Origin of the sequence: Sorangium sp. So ce726 (assembly GCF_051521405.1) — a bacterium.
GTDB lineage: Bacteria > Myxococcota_A > Polyangia > Polyangiales > Polyangiaceae > Sorangium.
Map to the genome: position 1 here is coordinate 1,175,307 of NZ_CP150349.1, position 19,902 is coordinate 1,195,208.

Consider the following 19,902-nt stretch of genomic DNA (forward strand, 5'->3'; position numbering starts at 1 on the left):
ACCAGCGCAGATCCCGGATCTGCGCTGGTTCGTCATTTCAGGTCCGATTCCCAGGCGAGGAGACGCGTAGAGCGAGATGGCACAGCTGACATAAGGATCGGGTTACAGAGCCGGTCTTCTCGAGGAAGCGCGACAGCGCTCGTCCTCGCGGGACCTAGAAAAGCTGCTGCTGTACCCCGACACCCTCTCCAGGTTCAAGTGCCCGCCACAAAGGCGGCGGGCCGGGCTGGAGAGGGTGTTTTGCATCCTGAGTCCGAAACCCTCACCCCACGCATCACACGACGGAGAAGGAAAAGTGGCACGCGAGTACAGCCTGGAACGGACGCGCAACATCGGGATCATGGCCCACATCGATGCGGGCAAGACCACGGTTACCGAGCGCATCCTTTATTACTCGGGTGTCAACTACAAGATCGGCGAGGTCCACGAGGGCGCAGCCACGATGGACTGGATGGTCCAGGAGCAGGAGCGCGGCATCACCATCACGTCCGCCGCGACGAACTGCTTCTGGGCGCCGGAGCAGGGCCCCGAGAAGGGCGTCTCTCACCGGATCAACATCATCGACACGCCCGGTCACGTCGACTTCACCATCGAGGTCGAGCGGAGCCTTCGTGTGCTCGACGGCGCGGTGGCGGTGTTCGACGGCGGCAACGGCGTCGAGCCGCAGAGCGAGACGGTGTGGCGGCAGGCGGACAAGTACGGAGTCCCGCGCATCGCGTTCATCAACAAGATGGACAAGGTCGGCGCCGACTTCGACATGTGCGTCGACTCCATCCGCGAGCGCCTCGGCGCGAACCCGGTGGCGATCCACTACCCGCTCGGCGCGGAGGACTCGTTCCGCGGCGTGATCGATCTCGTGACCCTCCGGGCCGCCGTGTTCGACGAGGAGACGAAGGGCCAGCGCTACGCCTGGCAGGAGATCCCGGGCGATCTCCTGCCGCGGTGCAAGGAGCTCCGCGAGAAGCTCATCGAGGCGTGCGCCGACGCGAGCGACAAGGTGATGGAGAAGTTCATCGCCGGCGAGATCGACCAGATCACCGAGCAGGAGATCCACGCGGCCATCCGCGCGGGCACCCTCGGCTTCAAGATCGTCCCTGTGCTGTGCGGCTCGGCGTTCAAGAACAAGGGGGTCCAGCTCCTGCTCGACGGCGTCGTGAACTATCTGCCGTCGCCGGTCGAGATCCCGGCCGTCGAGGGGACGCTGCCCGACAAGAAGGACAAGGTCGTCTCGCGCAAGGCGGGCGACGACGAGCCGTTCTCGGCGCTGGCGTTCAAGATCATGAACGACCAGTTCGGCAACCTCACCTTCTTCCGCGTCTACTCCGGCACGACGAAGAGCGGCGTCAGCGTGCTCAACTCGACGCGCGGCAAGCGGGAGCGCTTCGGGCGCATCCTCCGCATGCACGCGAACAAGCGCGAGGAGATCGACGTCTGCTACGCGGGCAACATCTACGCTGCCGTGGGGCTGCGCGACACCCGCACCGGGGACACGCTCTGCGACGAGAAGCACCCGATCGTGCTGGAGCGGATGGAGTTCCCCGACCCCGTGATCTCGATCGCCATCGAGCCGAAGACCAAGGTCGATCTCGACAAGCTCGGGCTCAGCCTGCAGAAGCTCGCCTACGAGGATCCCTCGTTCCGCACCTTCACGAACGAGGACACGGGCCAGACGATCATCGCCGGGATGGGCGAGCTCCACCTCGAGATCATCGTCGACCGCCTGAAGCGCGAGTTCAAGGTCGACGCCAACGTCGGCAAGCCCGAGGTCGCCTACAAGGAGACCATCTCGAAGAAGGCGACGGACGTGGAGGGGCGCTTCGTCCGGCAGTCGGGCGGGCACGGCCAGTTCGGTCACGTGAGGATCGACATCGAGCCGGCCGAGCGCGGCGCGGGCTTCGTGTTCGAGAACGACATCGTCGGCGGCATCATCCCGAAGGAGTTCATCCCCTCGATCGAGAAGGGCATCCGGGACGCGATGGGCCGCGGCGTGCTCGCGGGCTACCCCGTCGTCGACATCAAGGTGCGGCTCCACTTCGGCAGCTACCACGAGGTCGACTCCTCCGGGCCCGCGTTCGAGGTCGCCGCGTCGATGGCCTTCCAGGACGGCGCGAAGAAGGCGGGGCTCGTGCTCCTCGAGCCGATGATGGCCGTCGAGGTCGTGTCGCCCGAGAACTACCTCGGGGACGTCATCGGAGACCTCAACTCGCGGCGCGGCCGCATCCTCGATATGGGGCAGCGCGCGAACACCCGGGTGATTCGCGCGGAGGTCCCGCTCGCCACCATGTTCGGTTACGCGACCGACGTCCGTTCCAAGACGCAAGGCCGCGCGACCCATTCGATGCAGTTTTCTCATTACGCACCGGTTCCAGCAGCGATCCAGGAAGAGATCGTCGCCAAGCAGCGAGGTTAAAAAGACGCCATGGCCAAGGAGAAATTCACTCGTACGAAGCCGCACGTGAACGTGGGCACCATCGGTCACATCGACCACGGCAAGACCACGCTCACGGCGGCGCTCGTCAAGGTGCAGTCGAAGCGCAACCTGGCGAAGGCGATCTCGTACGCCGACATCGCGAAGGGCGGGACGGTCCGTGACGAGACCAAGACGGTGACCATCGCGGCGGCGCACGTCGAGTACGAGTCGGCGAACCGCCACTACGCGCACGTCGATTGCCCCGGGCACGCCGACTACATCAAGAACATGATCACCGGCGCGGCGCAGATGGACGGGGCGATCCTCGTCGTGTCGTCGCTCGACAGCGTGATGCCGCAGACGCGCGAGCACGTGCTGCTCGCCCGGCAGGTCGGCCTGAACCACATCGTGGTGTTCCTCAACAAGTGCGATGCGGTGGACGACCCGGAGATGCTCGACCTGGTCGAGATGGAGGTCCGCGAGCTCCTGTCGAAGTACAAGTTCGACGGGGACAACGCGCCGGTGGTCCGCGGCGCGTCGCTGCCCGCGCTGCAGGGCGACCCGAAGTGGGAAGAGACGATCCAGCAGCTCCTCAGCGCGCTGGACAGCTACATCCCCGAGCCGGTGCGCGACATCGACAAGCCGTTCCTGATGGCGATCGAGGACGTGTTCTCGATCAAGGGCCGCGGCACGGTGGCCACGGGCCGCATCGAGCGCGGCATCATCAAGGTCGGCGACGAGGTGCAGATCATCGGCTTCAAGGACACGAAGAAGTCGGTCGTGACCGGCGTCGAGATGTTCCGCAAGCTGCTCGATCAGGGTCAGGCGGGCGACAACGTCGGGTGTCTGCTCCGCGGCGTGGAGAAGGAAGAGATCGAGCGCGGCCAGGTGCTCGCGAAGCCCGGGTCGATCACGCCGCACACGAAGTTCACCGGTGAGGTGTACGTCCTCAAGAAGGAGGAGGGCGGGCGCCACACGCCGTTCTTCACCAACTACCGGCCGCAGTTCTACATCCGGACGACGGACGTGACCGGCACGGTGAACCTCCCCGAGGGGGTGAAGATGGTGATGCCGGGCGACAACATCACGATGACGATCGAGCTCATCGCCCCGGTCGCGCTGGAGGAGCAGATGCGCTTCGCCATCCGCGAGGGCGGCAAGACGGTGGGCGCCGGCGTCGTCACCAAGATCCTCGCGTAGGAAGAGCACCATGGCTGATACAACCAAGATCCGGATTCGCCTCAAGGCCTTCGACCACCAGCTGCTCGACAAGTCGACGAGCGATATCGTCGAGACGGCGAAGCGGACCGGGGCGCACGTCGCGGGGCCCATCCCGCTGCCCACCGAGATCCGCCGCTACACGGTTCTCCGGGGGCCCCACGTCGACAAGAAGTCGCGCGAGCAGTTCGAGATCCGGACGCACAAGCGGCTTCTCGACATCATCGAGCCGACTCAGCAGACCCTCGACGCGCTGATGAAGCTCGACCTTTCGGCCGGCGTCGACGTAGAGATCAAGAGCTAGGAGTCCAGGTACCATGAAGGTTACCGTTTACAACCTCAAGCGGGAGCAGGTCGGCGAACTCGACCTCTCGGACGAGGTCTTCGGGACCGAGGTGAAAGAGCACCTCTTCTACGAGGTCGTGAAGGCGCAGCTCGCGTCCCGCCGCTCGGGCACCAAGGCCACGAAGGAGCGGAGCGCGGTCGCCGGCTCCACGAAGAAGCTCTATCGCCAGAAGGGCACCGGCCGCGCTCGCCAGGGCTCGATCCGCGCGCCGCACCACGCGGGCGGCGGCATGGCGCACGCCCTGGAGCCGAAGGACTGGTCGTACCGTCCGCCGCGCAAGGTGCGGATCGGCGCCCTGAAGAGCGCTCTCTCGCTCTTCGCGAAGGAGGGGCGGCTCATCGTGCTCGACAGCCTGGAGGTCTCCGAGATCAAGACCAAGGCGATCGCTGCCACGCTGACGACGCTGCAGGCGGATCGGAAGTCGCTGGTCGTCGACACGGCCGGCAACGAGAAGCTGGTGAAGAGCCTCCGCAACCTGGAGAACCACCAGTACCTGCCGCCGGAAGGGGTCAACGTCTACGACCTCCTCAGGCACGACCACCTCATCGTCTCGAGGGACGCCGCCAAGGCGCTCGAGGCGCGTTGCCTTCGCTAGTCAGGGGAGTCCGACATGCAGCCCGAGCAGATCATCCGCCGGCCAATCATCCTCACGGAGAAGTCGAGCCGGCTCCGCGACCAAGGCAACAAGGTCATCTTTGAGGTCCGCCGCGAGGCGAACAAGATCCAGATCAAGGACGCCATCCAGACGCTCTTCAAGGTGGGCGTCGTGGACGTCAACACGCTGATCATGCGCGGCAAGGACAAGCGCATGGGGCGCGGCTACGCGAAGCTGCGCAATTGGAAGAAGGCGATCGTCACCCTCAAGGAGGGTGACGAGATCCAGTTCTTCGACGAGAAGGCGGAATAGCGATGGGAATCAGATCCTTCAAGCCGACCTCGCCGGCGCGGCGTTACTACTCGGTCAGCGACTTCAAGGAGATCACGAAGGTCGAGCCCGAGCGGTCGCTGCTGGAGCAGCAGACGTCCACCGGCGGCCGGAACAACAACGGCCGGATCACGTCGCGGTTCCGCGGCGGTGGTCACAAGCAGCGCTACCGGATCATCGATTTCCGGCGCGACAAGATCGGCGTCCCGGCGAAGGTCGCCGCGATCGAGTACGACCCGAACCGGACGGCGCGCATCGCGCTCCTGCACTACGTGGACGGCGAGAAGCGCTACATCCTGGCGCCCGACGGCCTCGCGGTCGGGGCGACGCTGCTCGCGAGCCGGAACGCGGACATCAAGCCTGGCAACAGCCTGACGCTCCGCTTCATCCCGCCCGGCACCTCGATCCACAACGTCGAGGTCAAGAAGGGCAAGGGCGGTCAGCTCGTGCGCTCGGCCGGCGTGGCTGCGCAGCTCATGGCGAAGGACGGCGACTATGCGCAGGTCCGGCTGCCGAGCGGCGAGATCCGCAAGGTGCACCTCGATTGCCGCGCCACGATCGGGCAGGTGTCGAACTCCGAGCACGCGAACATCAGCCTCGGCAAGGCGGGGCGTTCGCGCTGGCTCGGGCGCCGGCCGCACAACCGCGGTGTCACGATGAACCCCGTCGATCACCCGATGGGCGGTGGTGAGGGCCGGACGAGCGGCGGGCGCCATCCGTGCTCGCCGTGGGGTCAGCTCTCCAAGGGCCTCAAGACGCGGAACAACAAGCGCACCGACGGGATGATTGTCCGGCGGCGCGGGACCAAGGGTTAGTCATGCCGAGGAGCATCAAGAAAGGGCCCTTCATTGACGGTCACCTGCTGGAGAAGATCCAGGCGGCCCAGGCGACCAATGCCAAGAAGGTGATCAAGACGTGGTCGCGCCGCTCGACGATCCTGCCCGAGTCGGTCGGTCTGACCTTCGCCGTGCACAACGGGAGGAAGTTCGTTCCCGTGTTCGTGACGGAGAACATGGTCGGCCACAAGCTGGGTGAGTTCGCCCCGACGCGCACGTTCCACGGCCACTCCGGGGACAAGAAGGCCAAGGTCGCCAAGGGCGGCCCGGGCGGTCGCTGATCGCTCCGCGCCAACCGCGAGCGCATCGACATCAAAGCGGGCGGGGTCGCAGCAGCGATCCCGCCCGTTCCTTTTTCTGAACGCCGCGAGCTCGGGCGTCCGCGTCACCGCAGCGGGTGAGCCCCGCGCGTTAGAAAGTGCCGCGTAGACCGGCGAAACCGGGGCCGACGAGCAGCTGCGTCGAGGACGTGGCGCTCTGCGAGCTGCCAGCGCCGCCTCCGGTGAAGCTCAGGATGAACAGGGTCGTGCCCGTGACGAGCCCGAGCGCGCCGACCACGACGCCGATGTTCGCGACCGTCTTCTGGGTCTTGCCGGCGTCGACGTCCTCCTGGCGATCGGCGGGGCAGGGGCCCCCGCACGTCTCGGAGAGATCGCTGTAGGTGCTGTTCGCCATCAGCCCGGCGACGGTGAACATGGCGAGCCCCGCAACACCCACGCCACCAGCGGCAAAGGCGTAAGGCCGCAGGTACGCACGCGGCGAGGGCGCTTCCGAAAACGGCGTGATCGGGCCCTCGTCGAGGAGCGCCGGAGAGCCGGAGGCGGCCTCGGTCGGGCCGCTCGGCTCGGCGTCGAGCGCGACGGTCTTCGCTTCGCCCGCCGAGAGATCGAGGGTCTGCGGCGTCGAGGTGAGCTTGGTGCGCAGGACGATCTCCGTCTTCCCGGGCTTGACCGGGAACGGCTTGCCCCACCGCTCACGCGGGACGTCCTTGCCGCCCACCGCGAGCGAGGTCGCCGCTTCCGGGTGCGCGACCGTGACGGTGACGAGGGCGATCTTGCGCGCGAGGTCGTCGCGCTCCAGCTGCGCCGTCTGCTCCGTCTGGGCATAGCGCGGCTCGTCCTTCGCCCGGGACGCGGCCTCCGCCGCGACCTGATCGAACTCGAGGTACGCCTCGATATGATCGCCCAGATCCGCGAGGCAGCGCGCGATGTAGAGGTGGGAGTTCGGGCTCGGCACGGTGGTGTACGAGGCCCGGAACTGCTCCAGCGCAAGCGCGTAGCGCTTGCTCTCGTAAAGGGCAGCGCCCTTCTTGAAGTGGTTCTGCGCCTTCTCCACCGCGTCCGGCGCGGGCGTCGCCGCGGCGCCGTCCGCGCCGGCTGCGGGCCCGGGGAGCGTGCACAAGCACAGGCAAGATGCCGCACCGAAGAGCAGCGCACGGAGCCAGGGTCGAGATCGCACGGTGTTCAGATACCCGATGGGTTGTACTTCTTCTTGGGGGTGGGTTTGCCGGTCGTCGCTGGCTTGGGCGCAGGCTTCGCCGGCGTGGACGTCGTCCGGGGGCGCGCGGTCGACGGTGGGCGCGACGCCTGCGGCGCGGCGATGGGCTGCGCCGCCGCTGCCGCGGGCGCCTTGGCCGTCTGGGAAGGCGTCGGCTCCGCCGCGGGAGGCGTCGGCGAGGGCGCCGGCGCCGCCTCGGGAGGCGTCGCCGACGCCTCGGGAGCGGGCGGCGACGCCGGCTGCGCCGTCTGAGGCTCCGCCGGCGGAACGGGCGCAGCCGGGACGGGCTCCGCCGCAGCCGCGGTCGCGGTGGTGTCGGCCGCCGCGGCCGCGGGCAACGCATCGACGCGCGCCTTGCCGATCTCCGGACGCGAGCGCTCGTCGCCGCCGCGCACGACCAGCGCGACGGCCCCGAGCGCCACGCAGAACATCGCCGCGCCAGCCACGATCAGCTGCAGCCGCTTGCGGCGCTCCCCGGTCTCGAACGATCGGTCGACCGCCGTGACCTCGCCGACGTCGTGGGCGAGGCTCCGCGAGCCGCCCCTCAGGCGTTCGCTGAGCGCCGCGGCCCGGGACGCGGGCGGATCCGCCGCCGCGAGCACCTTCGTCGGGGGAACACCGGCCGCCGGGAGGATCCGCTTGGCGGACGAGCCGAGCGGCTTGCCCTCCCGGGCGGCGAGCCGCGGGCTCACCGGCTCGGCCAGCTCGCCGGGCGTGACGTCGACCTGCAGCGCGGGCGCGATGATGAGCCGCGGCGGCACCTCGGCAGGCTGCGCCGACACGGCGATCTCTTCGAACGAGATCGGCTCCAGGCTGACCGGCGGCTCCTCGTCCTTCTCCGCGATCGGTGATGCCGCCCCTCTGCTGGACGCCGGGCCGGCGCTGGCGGGCGCCGCTGCCGCAGGGGAAGGCGCCGCGGCGGCGGGACCGCCCTCGTGCGAGCCCACGCCGACGTCGGCCAGCGCAGCGTGGCCCTCCAGAGAGGCCGCGGGCCGGCGCTCCGAGTTCACGGCGGCGCCTGCGTCGACGGCCGCGATCGCGTCGCGGAGCTCCTGCGCGCGCTTCGCCTGGATCTCGCCGATCGCCTGCCGCACGAAGGCCGCCACGTCCTCGTCGGTCGTGGGCTCGCCCAGCGTCGACGCCACCTGATCGATGGCCCGCTGCATCTCCGCGCACGTCGAGAAGCGGCTCTCGGGGTCCTTCTCGAGCGCCTTGAGGATGATCCTGTCGAGCTCGGGGTGGATCGCGCCGTTCAGCTCGCGCGGGGGGAGCGGGTTCTTGATGGTGATGTTCTCGATGGTCGCGAGCTCGGTCTCGGCGCGGAAGGGGTGCAGCCCCGTCGTGAGCACGTACAGCAGCGCGCCGAGCGAGAAGATGTCGCTCCGGCGATCGATGGGGAGCCCGCCGAGCTGCTCCGGCGAGAGGTACGGCGTCTTCCCCTTGACGATGCCGCCAGCGCGCGTGACGTGCAGGCGTCCCTTCGACTTCGCCACGCCGAAGTCGACGATCTTCACGAACCCGGCGGTCGAGATGAGCACGTTCGCCGGCGAGATGTCCCGGTGGACGAGGTCGAGCAGCACGCCGCTGTCGTCGCGGAGCTCGTGCGCGTTGTGGAGCCCCGCGCAGATCTGCGAGGCGATGCGGAGCACGATCCGCTGCGGGATGCCCCCGAGCCGCTTCGCCGCCTTCTGCAGCGTGCCGGCCGTCTCGCCGTCGACCCACTCCATCACGATGTAGAGGACGTCGTCCTCCTCGCCGAGGTCGAGGATCTCGACCACGTTGGGGTGCCGGATCCGCGCCGCGACCCGCGCCTCGTCGAGGAACATCGACTCGAAGTCGGGGTCGTCGGAGACGTCGGGCAGCATCGTCTTGATGGCGACGATCTTCCTGAAGCCGCGGGTGCCCTGCAGGCGCGCGGCCCAGACGGCCGCCATGCCGCCCTTGGCGACCGGCATGAGGATCTCGTAGCGGCCGAGGGTGCTCCCCGGACCCAGCTGATCCACGGCCGATGCCGCGCGACCCCAGAGCTTGTTCGGGCCCTGCATCCCGGTCGGCGTGGCGACCGTCCTGCTGGAGGTCGATGCCGGACCGTTGCCGCGCGCGCTCTCCTGCGTTGAAGCCACCGCAGGCGCGCGGCCCGGAGGCGCGGCCGCCGCCGGCGGAGGCGGCGGGGTCTTCGCTGCGACAGGGATCGCAGGCGCGGTGGCCGACGCGGGCGCAGCGGGGGGCAGGGGCTGAGAAGGCTCAGCCGACGCGGCGGGCGCGTGCGCAGCCGGCGGGAGGGGCGCCGCCGGTGTCACCGGCGCGCGGCTCGCGGTCTTCGCCGGCGGCGGCGCGGGCGTGGCGGCCGCGCGTGGCGCCGGCGTCACGGCGGGCACCACGGGCGTGCGGCGCGTGGCAGCGGCCGGCGGAGCCGGGGGCGGCACAGGTACCCGAGGCGTCGGAGGGCTCGGCGCGAGCGCTGGCACGACAGCGGCGGGCGCTGCAGCGGTGACCTTGCCGTGCGTCTCGGGCTGCGCCGGCGACGCCGCGCGAGCCGGCGGCGGCGGGCGAGGCGGCCTCGGGGACGCCCCTCCCGCGGCCGGCGTCGGCGGCTTCGGCGCCGTCCCTTCGGCCGGTGTGGGCGTCGCCCGCGCCCCCACGAGGGGGTCGCCCGGATCGCCCGGGCGCGGCGCGACGGGCCGCGCGGGCGGCTGCTCCTTCGCCGTGGCCGCCCCCGTCGCAGCGGCGCGCTCGGTGCTCGTCCCGGCGGCGGCGCGGTCCTCCGTCCCCTGGCCCGACAGCTCGATCCGCGGAAGGGTCTCTGCGGGACGCCGCGGCCCGGGCAGGTCGCGCGCGGCGACCTCGTCCACCGAGCCCCACCCGGTGTCGATGCTGGTGTGCGCCGCATCGGTGCCCGCAGGTCCCGCGCCGTTCGACGCGCCTGCGCCGGCCACCGGCTTGGCCGCCAGGCCGTTCTTCGGCGCGGCGGCGTCCTTCGTCGCCGTCGCGCCGCTCGTCGGGCGAACCTGGCTCGCGGCGATCGCGCCGCCCGCGGCCACCGGCGGCGCGCCAGGCGTCGCCGGGTTCGCGCGCGCGCGCGGCGACGGCGCGGTGATCGCCTGACGCGGGCTGTCGCCGCGGGGGGAGAGCGCGCCGTCGGCCGCGGGGATCGCCACGCCCACCAGCGTCATCCCCCGCGCGCGCGGCGGCGGCCGCGACCCGTCCGCGCCAGCGGGGCTCGCCATGGCCGCCGCGATCATCGTCCTGCGCGGCTCGATCGTCTTGCCGGCCAGCCGGCTCACCGCCGCGGCCACGTCCTCATCCCCGGCGATCCGCCCGGCTCCCGCGGCCTCCAGCGCCGCGAGCATCGCCGAGGCGCTCTCGAAGCGGCGCGCCGGATCGCGCTCGAGCGCCGTCTGGACGACATCGACGACCTCGGCCGGGACGGCGCCCCCGGCGAGCCCCGCGAGCGCCGGGATCGGCGCCGACTGCACCTTCTGGATGACCGCGGCCTCCAGCTTCGACGAGAACAGCCGTTGCCGCGCGAGCAGCTCCCAGAGGACCACGCCGACCGAGAAGAGATCCGCGCGCGGCTCGAGCGGGGCTTCCGCGTGCGCTGCCATCGCCTTGACCCGCTCGGGCGCGGCATAGCCCAGCCGATCGGGGTTCCTCGTCCCCATGGGCGCGAGCCCGGCGATGGCCCGCGCGACGCCGAGCCCGCCGACCCGGGTGACGCCGTCGATGCCGACGGAGATGTGGGTCGGGTTCAGCTCGCCGTGAACGAGCGGCGCTGGCTGCGCCGTGTGCGCGGACGCGAGCGCGCGCAGCACGTCGATCGCGATCCGGAGAGACACCGGCGGCGGCAGCCCCTCCGCGCCGGCCAAAGGCACCAGCGCGCCCAGCGGCTCGCCTTCCACGTACTCCGAGACGATGAAGACCTCGCCGTCGGCGATGCGGGCGTCGAGCACCGAGAGCACGTTGGGGAAGCGGACCTGCTGCGCCATCCCGGCTTCGCGGAGGATGCTGTCGGTGGTCTCGGCCTTCTTCGTGAGGTGCCGGTAGATGCGCAGGATCGTGACAGGCGGCGCGCTCTTCGCCTCGCCCTCGTCGGAGGACGCCCGCGCGAGCCACGTGGACCCGATGCCGCCGCCGGAGAGCTCTCTCAGCAGCTCATAGTTGCCGAGTCGCGAAGCAGAGCCCGCACCGGGCGGCCTGTCGAGCGCCATGGGACTCGCATGCTATCAGGACGTCAGAAGCTGGATCCAGCGTTCACGGCCGGCGACTCGGCGAGTTTCGGCGTGTCCGGAGCGCCCTGTCAGGTGAGCCTCGCACGGGATCCAAGCGGGAGCTGGACGGTCGGGCCAGCGCCGCGCGCGCGGCGAAACGCCACATGCTCGCGAGATCTCGCCGGCGCGTGGGCGCTCCGCGAGGCCGGTCACACGCCCGCGACGAGCCGCGGGGCCGCGGGGCGGGGACGCTCCTCGAAGGCGCGCCACCGCTGCGCGATCATGTCCGGAGCGAGGGGCGCGGGCCCCTCTGTTCACACACAGGTGCACGGGTGTGGGGAGCTCGGTGTGGGCCGTCCAGGTCAGCTCCGCTGACGGTGGAGCAGGCTCCGCAATGCCTCGCCGGACTCCGGACCAGCGCGGCCAGCGCCGCGCGCGAGGAGCAGGGCCAACCGGCGATCGCGCGATCGCGAGGAGAGCGAGCCGTCCGCCACGCCTGCCTCAGGCGGGCGCCGGCTCGGCGAGCTCAGGGGCGTGACACGCTGGACACGCGGAGCGCGACCGGGTGAACGGTCAGGGTCACGAACCTGGTTCGGCGCTCGTGGCTCGAGAAGGCGCTCGCGGCGACGGGGATCCCGTGCCGGAACGCCACGGCGACGTGAGGGCCCGGATCGACCCGGATCGCCCGCGATGGCTGCGTCACCTCGCCGTCGAGCAGCAGGGTCACGCCGTCGGTCGCGCCGGCGAGGTTCAGCACGATCCTCGGCATCCGTCCCTCGAGGTCCTCGAGGCGCGCGTCGATCTCGGCGAGCACCCCCGGCGACGCCTTCCGCGCGTTCGCGTCCGCGATCGCGCGCGCGTTGTGGTACGTCCGCTCGGCCGTGCGCAGCCGGCCGAGCCGCTCGTGACAGAGGGCGATGTGGTACGTCACGTTCGCCGTCGGCCGCCGGCGGGCGATCGCCTCGAACCTGTCGAGCGCGTCGGCCCAGCGCCCCGCGATCTCGAGCGTCAGCCCCTGCGCGAACTGGAGCCTCAGCGCGCGCGTCGCGCTGTCGTCCTGCGCATGCAGCCAGGATGGCGAGAGCAGCGCCCAGCAAACGAGCCCGAGCGCAGCGGCGCGCCGCCAGCGGCGTCGGCGAAGAGCGGTGATCGGTGCGGCGCTGGTCATCAGAACCCGGGGCTCGTGATGCGGGGTCGAGATGGCCCGCGCGGCGCTTGCCCGCGCGGGGGCTTGTCCTCGGAGGCCGACGCGACGTCGTCGATGCCCGGGTCCTCCGAGGCGCGCTCGGGCGAGCCCGGCGCGCGGCCGCGGCTCGCCGCGTTCCGAGGCGGTGTGTCGCTGCGCGTCGCCTCGGGCGCGCTGGCGCCGCGCCGCCGGGCGGCGCCGCTGTCAGCGAAGGCCGTGGCCAGCACGGGGCGGAGGCTCTCGCGCGCCGCGCTCTCGGGCCCCGCGTCCGCCTGCTCCCGCAGCGCGGCCGAGCTGAGCGCCGCCGCGAGCGCGGCCACGCCCGCGAGCCGGATCGCCAGGATCGTCCTCGCGCGGCGCGCCGCGCTCTGCGGGGCGGCGGCGCCCTGCGTGCGTCCGATCGTCGTCGCCTCCCGCCATCCAGGCGCCCGTGGCACCCGCGTCCAGAGCCGCTCGAGGGCGCGAACGGCGAGCCTCTGGGGCGCGGCGAGCGCGCCGCGGGCTCGCGTCATCTCTCCGGGCCGCGAGCCGGCGACCTGCGGCGAGAAGACCGCGATCGGCGCGGGCGCGCTCGCGGCGAGATCGTCGAGCGCGGCCTGGAGATCCGCGCGCAGCGAGGCCGCGTCCGGATAGCGCCGCGCCGGGTCCTTCTCGAGGCATCGGCCGGCGATCTTCCGGAGGCGTGGCGGGATCGAGGTCGGCAGCGGCGCGGGATCGGTCTCGAGGATGCGCCGGAGGACCGCGTGGTGGTTGCCTCCGATGAACGGCTGCGCGCCGCTGAGCGCCTCGTAGAGCATCACGCCGACCGCCCAGAGATCGGCGCGCGCGTCGATGGTGCGCTTGCCGAGCGCCTGCTCCGGGCTCATGTACGACGGCGTTCCGAGCAGCTGTCCGTCGACGGTGATGGCGTCGCCCGCGCCCGTGAGCTGGCTGATGCCGAAGTCGACGATCTTCGGCACGATCCCCTCGCCGGGGACCATCGCCATCATGATGTTCTCTGGCTTGATGTCGCGGTGTACGACGCCCTCGGCGTGGGCGGCCGAGAGCCCGCAGCACACCTCGATGAGGACGGGCACCACCTCCTCGGGCGGCAGCGGCCGGTTCGGCTGGAGGCGGTCAGCGAACGGCGAGCCCCGCAGGAGCTCGAGGGCCAGGAAGAGGTAGCCCTCGTCCTGGAGCTCCCCGGCGTCGACCACGCCGACGATGTTCCGGTGCTGGAACTTGCCGATGATCTTCGCCTCCCGGATGAAGCGCCCGACGACCTGCTCGTCCCGGAGCGCCGGGGACAGCTTGAGCGCCACGTCCCGGCCGATGAGCTCATGGCGCGCCCACCACACGCTCGACATCCCACCCGCGCCGATCTGCCGGATCAGCCGGAAGCGACCTCCTGCAACGTCCCCGGCATGAAGCATGTGCCCCCTTCGCCCATCGCGCGTGAGAAGCCTTCACGCCGATCGAGCACCGACAGCGGAAAGCACGAGCAAGGCCACCAGGCCGGCCGCCCGCCGTCGGCGTCGAACCGACCCCGGAGGCGGCGACGCTCGTCAGGGGCGATAGCGCTCGAGGATGTCGTTCGAGAGCTTCACGCCGAGCTCCTGGTAGCCGCGGAAGGTCAGGTGGACGCCGTCGCGCGACGCGCGCGGCGGGCGCTCGCGGTACCAGGTCTCGATCGAGCCCCTTCCGCCCATCGCGTGGTACGTGTCCCAGAACGCGCAGCCGCCCTCCCGCGCGGCGTCGCGCAGGACGTCTCGGACGACGGGCGTGCGCTCCGGCGCGTCCCTCCGGTCCGTGGGCGCGAGCACCAGGCAGTCGGCGTCGGGCTCCACCCTGCGGGTGCGGGCGAGCAGCTCGGCGAGCTGCTTCGCGTAGAGGGACGGATCCGTGGTGACGTCGCCCGCCTCGTTCGTGCCGTACTCGATCACGACGAGCTCCGGCGAGCGCCGCGCGAGCTCGGCGGCCCAGCCAAGCTCGCTCCACCGGAGCGGCGTCGCCAGGCGGGCGCCGTTGATGCCGAGCGTGTCGAGCACCACCCCGGCCCCGGCCTCCGGATCGCGCTCGACGACCAGCCCGCAGAGCTCGGCCCCGCCCGAAGGCGCGACGCCGAGCTTCACCGCGCCCATGCTCGCCAGCCGCGTGTGCTGCAGCGCGCCGGGGGCCTCGCCCGCGGCCGCGCGGAGCACCTCGCTCGGGCCGCCCTCGATCGTCACCGCGACCTCGTCGGTCGGCGCGCTCGGGCGGAAGCACACGTCCCAGAGCAGCCGCGCGGGAGGCCCCGCCGAGGTGAGCGCGATCTCAGCGCGCACCGGGGCCGTCTGCGCGCCGAAGAGGATGCCGCCGAGCCCGAAGACGCCGTCGTCGGCCGGCGTGGAGCCGCCCGGAGACTTCGGGCGGGGCCGCCACTTGCCGTCGGCCGTGAACCGCGCGCCGTCGTGGCGGTAGGCGGCATAGCCGAGGTGCACGAAGCCGAGCCCGCCGTCGCCGAAGCGTCGCTGGAGCGCGGTGCGGACCGCGCCGCTCCAGAAGTCCGCGGCGGCGTGCGAGTCGCCGAGCCAGGCGATGCGCACGTGATCCCGGCGGCGACCCTGCTCGAGCGCGCGGAGCGCCGCGAAGAAGTGGGCGTAAGCCCCGTCCTCGGGGCGCAGCAGATCCAGCTCTGGCGGGCGCGCCGGCGCGGCCTCCGTGGGGCGCGGCGCGGCTGTCTCCGGGGCGGGGGCCTCTGCGAGGCGCGGCGGGGGCGCAGGCGCGGGCGGCGCGGATCCCACCTCGGGCGCGGGCGGCGCGACGTGCTCGCGCGTCGCGCTGCAGCCGAGCGCCGCGGCCGCGAGCAGCGCCGCGAGGGCGCGCCGCGACGCCCCGGTGAGGGGCCGCGCCGGCGCGCACTTCCGCAGGGCGCGGCAGGACGCCGCGCGGCGCTCCGGGATCTCCGCGCGGGCTGCGGGGCGGGCTGCGCCCCTCACGACAGCGGATCCTCGACGTCGAGCTCGGCGTCCGCGCTGACCTCGATCTCCTGGCGCTCGCGCCGCTCGCGGACGCGCTCCTGGACGGCGCCGACGAGCACGTCGACGTACGACTCGAAGGGCGGGCACGCGATCCCCGCGGCCGTGAGCACGAGATCCGCGTTCCGGGCGTCGTAGCGCACCGGGGTCATCAGCTGCTCGACGAACGCGCGCGGGCTGCGGACGAAGCGCTCGATCCCGGGCGTGCGGAGCAGCGCCTTGGCGAGGTTCGACGGGATGTGACCGCGCGCGGCGCGGCGGCCGCTCGCCCGCGCGATGAGATCGAAGACCCGCCGCGCCGACAGCGGGTGCGGATCGGTGATGTGGAGCGTGCGACCCGGCGCGAGGCGGTTCAGGCCGATCGCGTGCGTCGCGCGGACGACGTGATCGATCGGGACGATGTTGAGCGGCACGTCGCCGCGGCCGGGCATCGGGATCGCCATGTCGGCCGGCGCTGCCATGATGAGCAGCACCAGGAGGTACAGGCCGTCGAGCCGGTCGATCTCCCCGGTCGTCGCGTCGCCCACCACCGTGGTCGGCCGGACGATCGCCGCCGGCACGTGGCGCATCGCCCGGCGCACGAGCACCTCCGCGCGCATCCGCGTCTCCTCCACGGGGTTGCGGAACGCCTGGCCGGCCTCGAGATCGTCCTCGTACACCATCCCCGTCCGGTCCCCCGCGACGAACGCGGTCGATTGGTGGACGAGGCACTGGAGCGAGGTGCAGGCGCGGGCGAGCTCGATCACCTCGGCCGTCCCGACGACGTTCACGGCGTGGGCGGTGCTCCGGTCGGCCCCGGCGTGGCCCACGTGCGCGAGGTGATGGATCCGGTCGACCTCGCGGGCCAGCTGCCGGAACTCGGCGCCCGACAGCCCGAGATCCATCGCCGCGACGTCCCCCTCGAGCAGCACGAGGCGCTCGCGGTCCGCCGCCGGGAGCGCGTCGCGCTCCGCGGTGGCCTGCGCCGACGACTTCGCGATCACGACGGCGTACACGAGCGTGCGCGGCTCCGACGCGAGGAGGTGCTGCAGCATCTTCCGCGCGATGAACTTGGGGAAGCCGGTGATGAGCACCACGCTGTCGTAGCCGGGGCGAGGCATCGCCTGGAGCTTACCGCAGCGGTGCGCCTGCTCCGCAGCTTTCCGCTGAGGCCGCCTCGGGCCAGCGCAGGGGTGATGGGGGCAGCTGCCACGCCGCTCGCCGCTGTCCGGCCGGGGCGTGCACCCGCGGCTGCAGCCAAGGGCTCTCTCTGTCCGCGACCGCGGCCCGACGGTTCCTCGCCTGATCGATGCGATGTGCCCGGGGGTCGCTTCCTCGCGCACGAGTCGCTCGGCGGCGAGGACCTCACGTGCGTTGCCCGGCGCGCGCGGCGATTTTGCAGGTTCGTGGTCGACCGCGGCGGGAAGGCGCTACCGTTCGGGTCGTGATCGTGCGATCGACCTCTGCCGTGCGCCGCGGCGCCGCGGCGCTCCTGGCCATCGTCCTCGGCCTGAGCGCAGGCGCTCTGGGCTGCAAATCGCCTGGCGCGTCGTCCGACGCCGGCGCCGCGGCGATGAGCCCCGTTCCCGCGCCGGCGGGGCTCATCGCCGAGGCGTTTCTCCCGACGCCCGATGCCACGTGGGCCAAGGCGCGCGCCCTCATCGGCGGCTCGGCGGCGCTCCTCCCGAGCAGCGCCGGCGCCCTCGCGGCGTCGCTGCTCGGCCTGCCCATCACCGTGGCGTCCGAGATCGACGGCGGGGTGCCGGTGCTCGGCGCGGCCGTGGAGGCCGCGGAGGGTGCGCGCCCGCGGGCCGCGCTCGGCATCCACGTGAAGGACGGGGGACGCTTCATCGACCAGCTCACGCGAGGCGAGGGTGCGCGCTTCCGCGCGAAGCCCGACGCGGCGACCGCGATCGCGCTGCTCGAGCCGCTCCAGGGGGCGAGCCCGGTGGCCCTCGGCGTCCTCGGCAACTACCTGCTCGTCGCGGAGACGCCGGGCGACCTGATCTCCCTGGGCCCGTACGTCGCGCGGACGATGCCGCAAGCGCAGGTGCCGAAGGAGGATCTCGCGGTCGAGATCCCGAGGGCCGCGCTCGAGGGCCCGGTGCTCAAGGCGGCGCGGAGCGCCTGGGACAAGGCGCGCGGGCCCGACGGCGCGCCGCGCGCAACCGCGGTGCCGCTCGGTCCGATGATCGAGAGCGCGCTCGCGATGCTCGGCGATCTCGAGCGAGCGCGCCTCACGCTGGTGCTGGACGAGAACGCGCACCTGCGCGTCGCCGGAACGCCGAAGACAGGGGGCGGCCCGGCGTCGAAGGCGTCGGCCGATCTCGCCGTCGGCGACGTGAAGCCGCTGCTCGATCTGCCCGCCGATTCGCTCGTCGGGATCCTGGTCCGCGATCGGGCCGCGACGCGGGCCGAGAACGTGCCCAGGCTCGTCGACGCCCTCGCTGGGCTCGTCGAGGGCGACCTCCCGCCCGCGGAGCGGGAGCGGCTCGGCGCCGCGATCCGCGCGGCGTCGGACGCGCGCGGCGACTGGTTCGCCGGCGGGCTCCGCTTCGACGGCGCGGGTCCCACGGCGTTCGTGCGCGCCGCCGTGGGCGATCGGGCCAAGCTCGAGGCCTCCATCCAGGATCTCCTCGGGACCGCGGAGCTCCCGCCGATCAAGGCCGCGCTGCAGCGCGAGGGGCTCCGGGTCTCCGCGGGCAAGGCGGCGCTTCCGCTGCTCGATGGTGACGTGCGGCGGGTGCGGTTCGAGCGGACCGCCGGGGCGAGCGAGCCCGCTGGCGCGGGAGGGGCGCCGGCGCGCAAGGGGCCGCAGGGCGCGGGGCCGCAAGGCGGCAAGGGCGGGCCCGCTGCGCAGGGAGCGTCGCTCCCTCCGTCGTCGATCGAGCTGCTCTATCTGGTCCGCGACGACGGCCTCTTCGCGTCCGTCGGCAACGATCCGGGCGCGGGGCTCCGCAGCGTGGTCGCCGCGCTCCAGGGAGAGCGCCTCGGCGAGGTCCCGTCCATGAAGACCGCGCTGGCGCCGCTCGGCTCGGACATCGCGTTCGCGCTGGTGATCGAGCCGCTGCGGTTCGTCGCGAGCCGCCTTGGCCAGCCGGGCGCGGGCGACACCGCGCCCGTGGTGATCGCCGCCGGCGCCGCGCCCGAGAGCGCCGGCTCACCCGCCGCGTTCTGGGCGCGCGCCGACGTCGCCGCCGCGGCGATCCGGGAGCTCGCCCGGCTCGGAGGCGCCTTTTGACGAGCGCGGCACGCGCGCGAGCGCTCGTCCTTGGCGGGATCCATGCGTTCCTGCTCGCGCTCCCTGCGGGGTGCACGACCAAGGGGGGCGCAGACTGGGTCCATGACAGCTCGAGCGAGCCGCAGATCGCGCGCGGAGGCGGCGGCTGGCTCCACGAGCCCTCCCCGGACGACGGCGATCGCGACCGGGGCGCCAGCGCCACTGTCGACGGCGCGCAGGGCGAGGCGCCCGGCGCGGCGCAGGCCGATCTGGGCGGCGCCGCGGGCGTAGCCGCCGCGCAGGGCGACCCCGCGATCCTCGTGCGCGAGCACGGCCGGCCCGCGCGCGCGACGCCGGCGCCAGCGCCACAGGCGGCGCTGGGGCTCGCACCCGGGATGTTCCGGAACACCTACTACGACTTCCCGAGCGAGGGCGGAGGGCCGAAGGATGCGGTCCTCTACGACGCTGCCTGCGCGCCGATCGCGAGCGTCCCGCGCGCGTTCCACGACCAGGTCTGCGTCCAGGGCAGCGGCCGGCTCGCTTCGGGTGACACGGTAAGCTTCGCGCGACGCGGCTGCGCGTGCGCCGATGTCTGCCCGCGCACCGGCCAGCAGGTCTGCTTCGAGCGGCTCGATCCGCGGCGGTTCCCGTATGGCCGCGGCGCGACCGGGCGCCCTATCACGCCGCTGCGCACGGTCGCGGTCGACTCGAGCGTGATTCCGCTCGGCACGTCCCTCTTCGTGCCCGAGCTCGTCGGGCTGCCGCTCCCGGGCGGGGGTCGACACGACGGGTGCTTTGTCGCCGAGGATCGCGGCATCAAGGTCGTCGGACGCCAGATCGACGTCTTCACCGGCGATCCTGCGGTCACCGCGCGCCTCAACGCGCTCTTTCCATCGAACCGCGGCGTGCGCCCCGTGCTCGACGACGCGCGCTGTCGCGCGATCTTCGCCGCGCGGGGGGCCTCCTGATCGCGGTCTCCCGCGGCGTCGCCGGGGGCGCCCGCGGAGGGAGCGCGGGGGACCGTAAGGCCGGCCGCCCGCCCGCGTGAAATCCGGAACCTGGCGCGGGCGGGGAGGTGATA

General features: G+C 72.4%; 15 protein-coding genes. 9 read left to right on the forward strand and 6 right to left on the reverse strand.

What is annotated here, in order from left to right:
• Positions 1–295 precede the first annotated feature (295 nt).
• The 7 genes from fusA to rpsS are packed head-to-tail and all read left to right on the forward strand — an operon-like array spanning position 296 to position 6,016.
• Positions 296–2,410, forward strand: a complete 2,115-nt coding sequence (gene fusA / locus WME79_RS04345) for an elongation factor G (RefSeq protein ID WP_437532282.1) — start codon at positions 296–298, stop codon at positions 2,408–2,410.
• 9 nt (positions 2,411–2,419) lie between these two features.
• Positions 2,420–3,610, forward strand: coding sequence for an elongation factor Tu (tuf, locus tag WME79_RS04350; RefSeq protein ID WP_437327643.1), 1,191 nt, complete (start codon positions 2,420–2,422; stop codon positions 3,608–3,610).
• A gap of 10 nt (positions 3,611–3,620) precedes the next feature.
• Complete coding sequence (rpsJ, locus tag WME79_RS04355; RefSeq protein WP_012233476.1) at positions 3,621–3,932, forward strand: 30S ribosomal protein S10; 312 nt, start codon at positions 3,621–3,623, stop codon at positions 3,930–3,932.
• 13 nt (positions 3,933–3,945) lie between these two features.
• Complete coding sequence (gene rplD / locus WME79_RS04360; RefSeq protein WP_272100107.1) at positions 3,946–4,569, forward strand: 50S ribosomal protein L4; 624 nt, start codon at positions 3,946–3,948, stop codon at positions 4,567–4,569.
• Positions 4,570–4,584: 15 nt separating this feature from the next.
• A complete protein-coding gene (locus tag WME79_RS04365; protein WP_012233478.1) occupies positions 4,585–4,881 on the forward strand; it encodes a 50S ribosomal protein L23 in 297 nt (98 codons plus the stop codon).
• Positions 4,882–4,883: 2 nt separating this feature from the next.
• Entirely contained in the window at positions 4,884–5,714 is an 831-nt protein-coding gene (rplB, locus tag WME79_RS04370) for a 50S ribosomal protein L2 (protein ID WP_437279857.1), read from the forward strand.
• 2 nt (positions 5,715–5,716) lie between these two features.
• The gene (gene rpsS, locus WME79_RS04375) at positions 5,717–6,016 is read left to right on the forward strand and encodes a 30S ribosomal protein S19 (RefSeq protein ID WP_012233480.1); all 300 of its coding nucleotides are present in this window, start codon (positions 5,717–5,719) and stop codon (positions 6,014–6,016) included.
• Positions 6,017–6,146: 130 nt separating this feature from the next.
• On the opposite strand, the gene WME79_RS04380 is transcribed toward rpsS, so the two are convergent.
• From WME79_RS04380 to WME79_RS04405, 6 genes are all read right to left on the reverse strand, one after another.
• Complete coding sequence (locus tag WME79_RS04380) at positions 6,147–7,193, reverse strand: tetratricopeptide repeat protein (RefSeq protein WP_437532287.1); 1,047 nt, start codon at positions 7,191–7,193, stop codon at positions 6,147–6,149.
• A gap of 5 nt (positions 7,194–7,198) precedes the next feature.
• A complete protein-coding gene (locus WME79_RS04385) occupies positions 7,199–11,440 on the reverse strand; it encodes a protein kinase domain-containing protein (protein ID WP_437532289.1) in 4,242 nt (1,413 codons plus the stop codon).
• Positions 11,441–11,966: 526 nt separating this feature from the next.
• A complete protein-coding gene (locus WME79_RS04390; protein ID WP_437532291.1) occupies positions 11,967–12,608 on the reverse strand; it encodes a tetratricopeptide repeat protein in 642 nt (213 codons plus the stop codon).
• Positions 12,608–14,038 (reverse strand): protein kinase domain-containing protein, encoded by a 1,431-nt coding sequence (locus tag WME79_RS04395; protein WP_437532294.1) that lies wholly within the window; start codon positions 14,036–14,038, stop codon positions 12,608–12,610. Before WME79_RS04395 ends, WME79_RS04390 begins: the two co-directional genes overlap by 1 nt.
• Positions 14,039–14,170: 132 nt before the next feature.
• On the reverse strand, positions 14,171–15,583 hold the full coding sequence (locus WME79_RS04400) for a GDSL-type esterase/lipase family protein (protein ID WP_437532297.1): 1,413 nt from the start codon (positions 15,581–15,583) through the stop codon (positions 14,171–14,173).
• A complete protein-coding gene (locus WME79_RS04405) occupies positions 15,580–16,722 on the reverse strand; it encodes an SDR family oxidoreductase (RefSeq protein ID WP_437532300.1) in 1,143 nt (380 codons plus the stop codon). The genes WME79_RS04400 and WME79_RS04405 overlap by 4 nt, the downstream gene beginning before the upstream one ends.
• Positions 16,723–17,045: 323 nt before the next feature.
• Between WME79_RS04405 and WME79_RS04410 the strand changes: the two genes are divergently transcribed.
• Positions 17,046–18,842: a hypothetical protein gene (locus WME79_RS04410; protein WP_437532303.1), complete on the forward strand. Its 1,797-nt coding sequence runs from the start codon at positions 17,046–17,048 to the stop codon at positions 18,840–18,842.
• Positions 18,839–19,789 (forward strand): 3D domain-containing protein, encoded by a 951-nt coding sequence (locus tag WME79_RS04415; RefSeq protein WP_437532305.1) that lies wholly within the window; start codon positions 18,839–18,841, stop codon positions 19,787–19,789. Before WME79_RS04410 ends, WME79_RS04415 begins: the two co-directional genes overlap by 4 nt.
• The last annotated feature ends 113 nt before the right edge of the window (positions 19,790–19,902 follow it).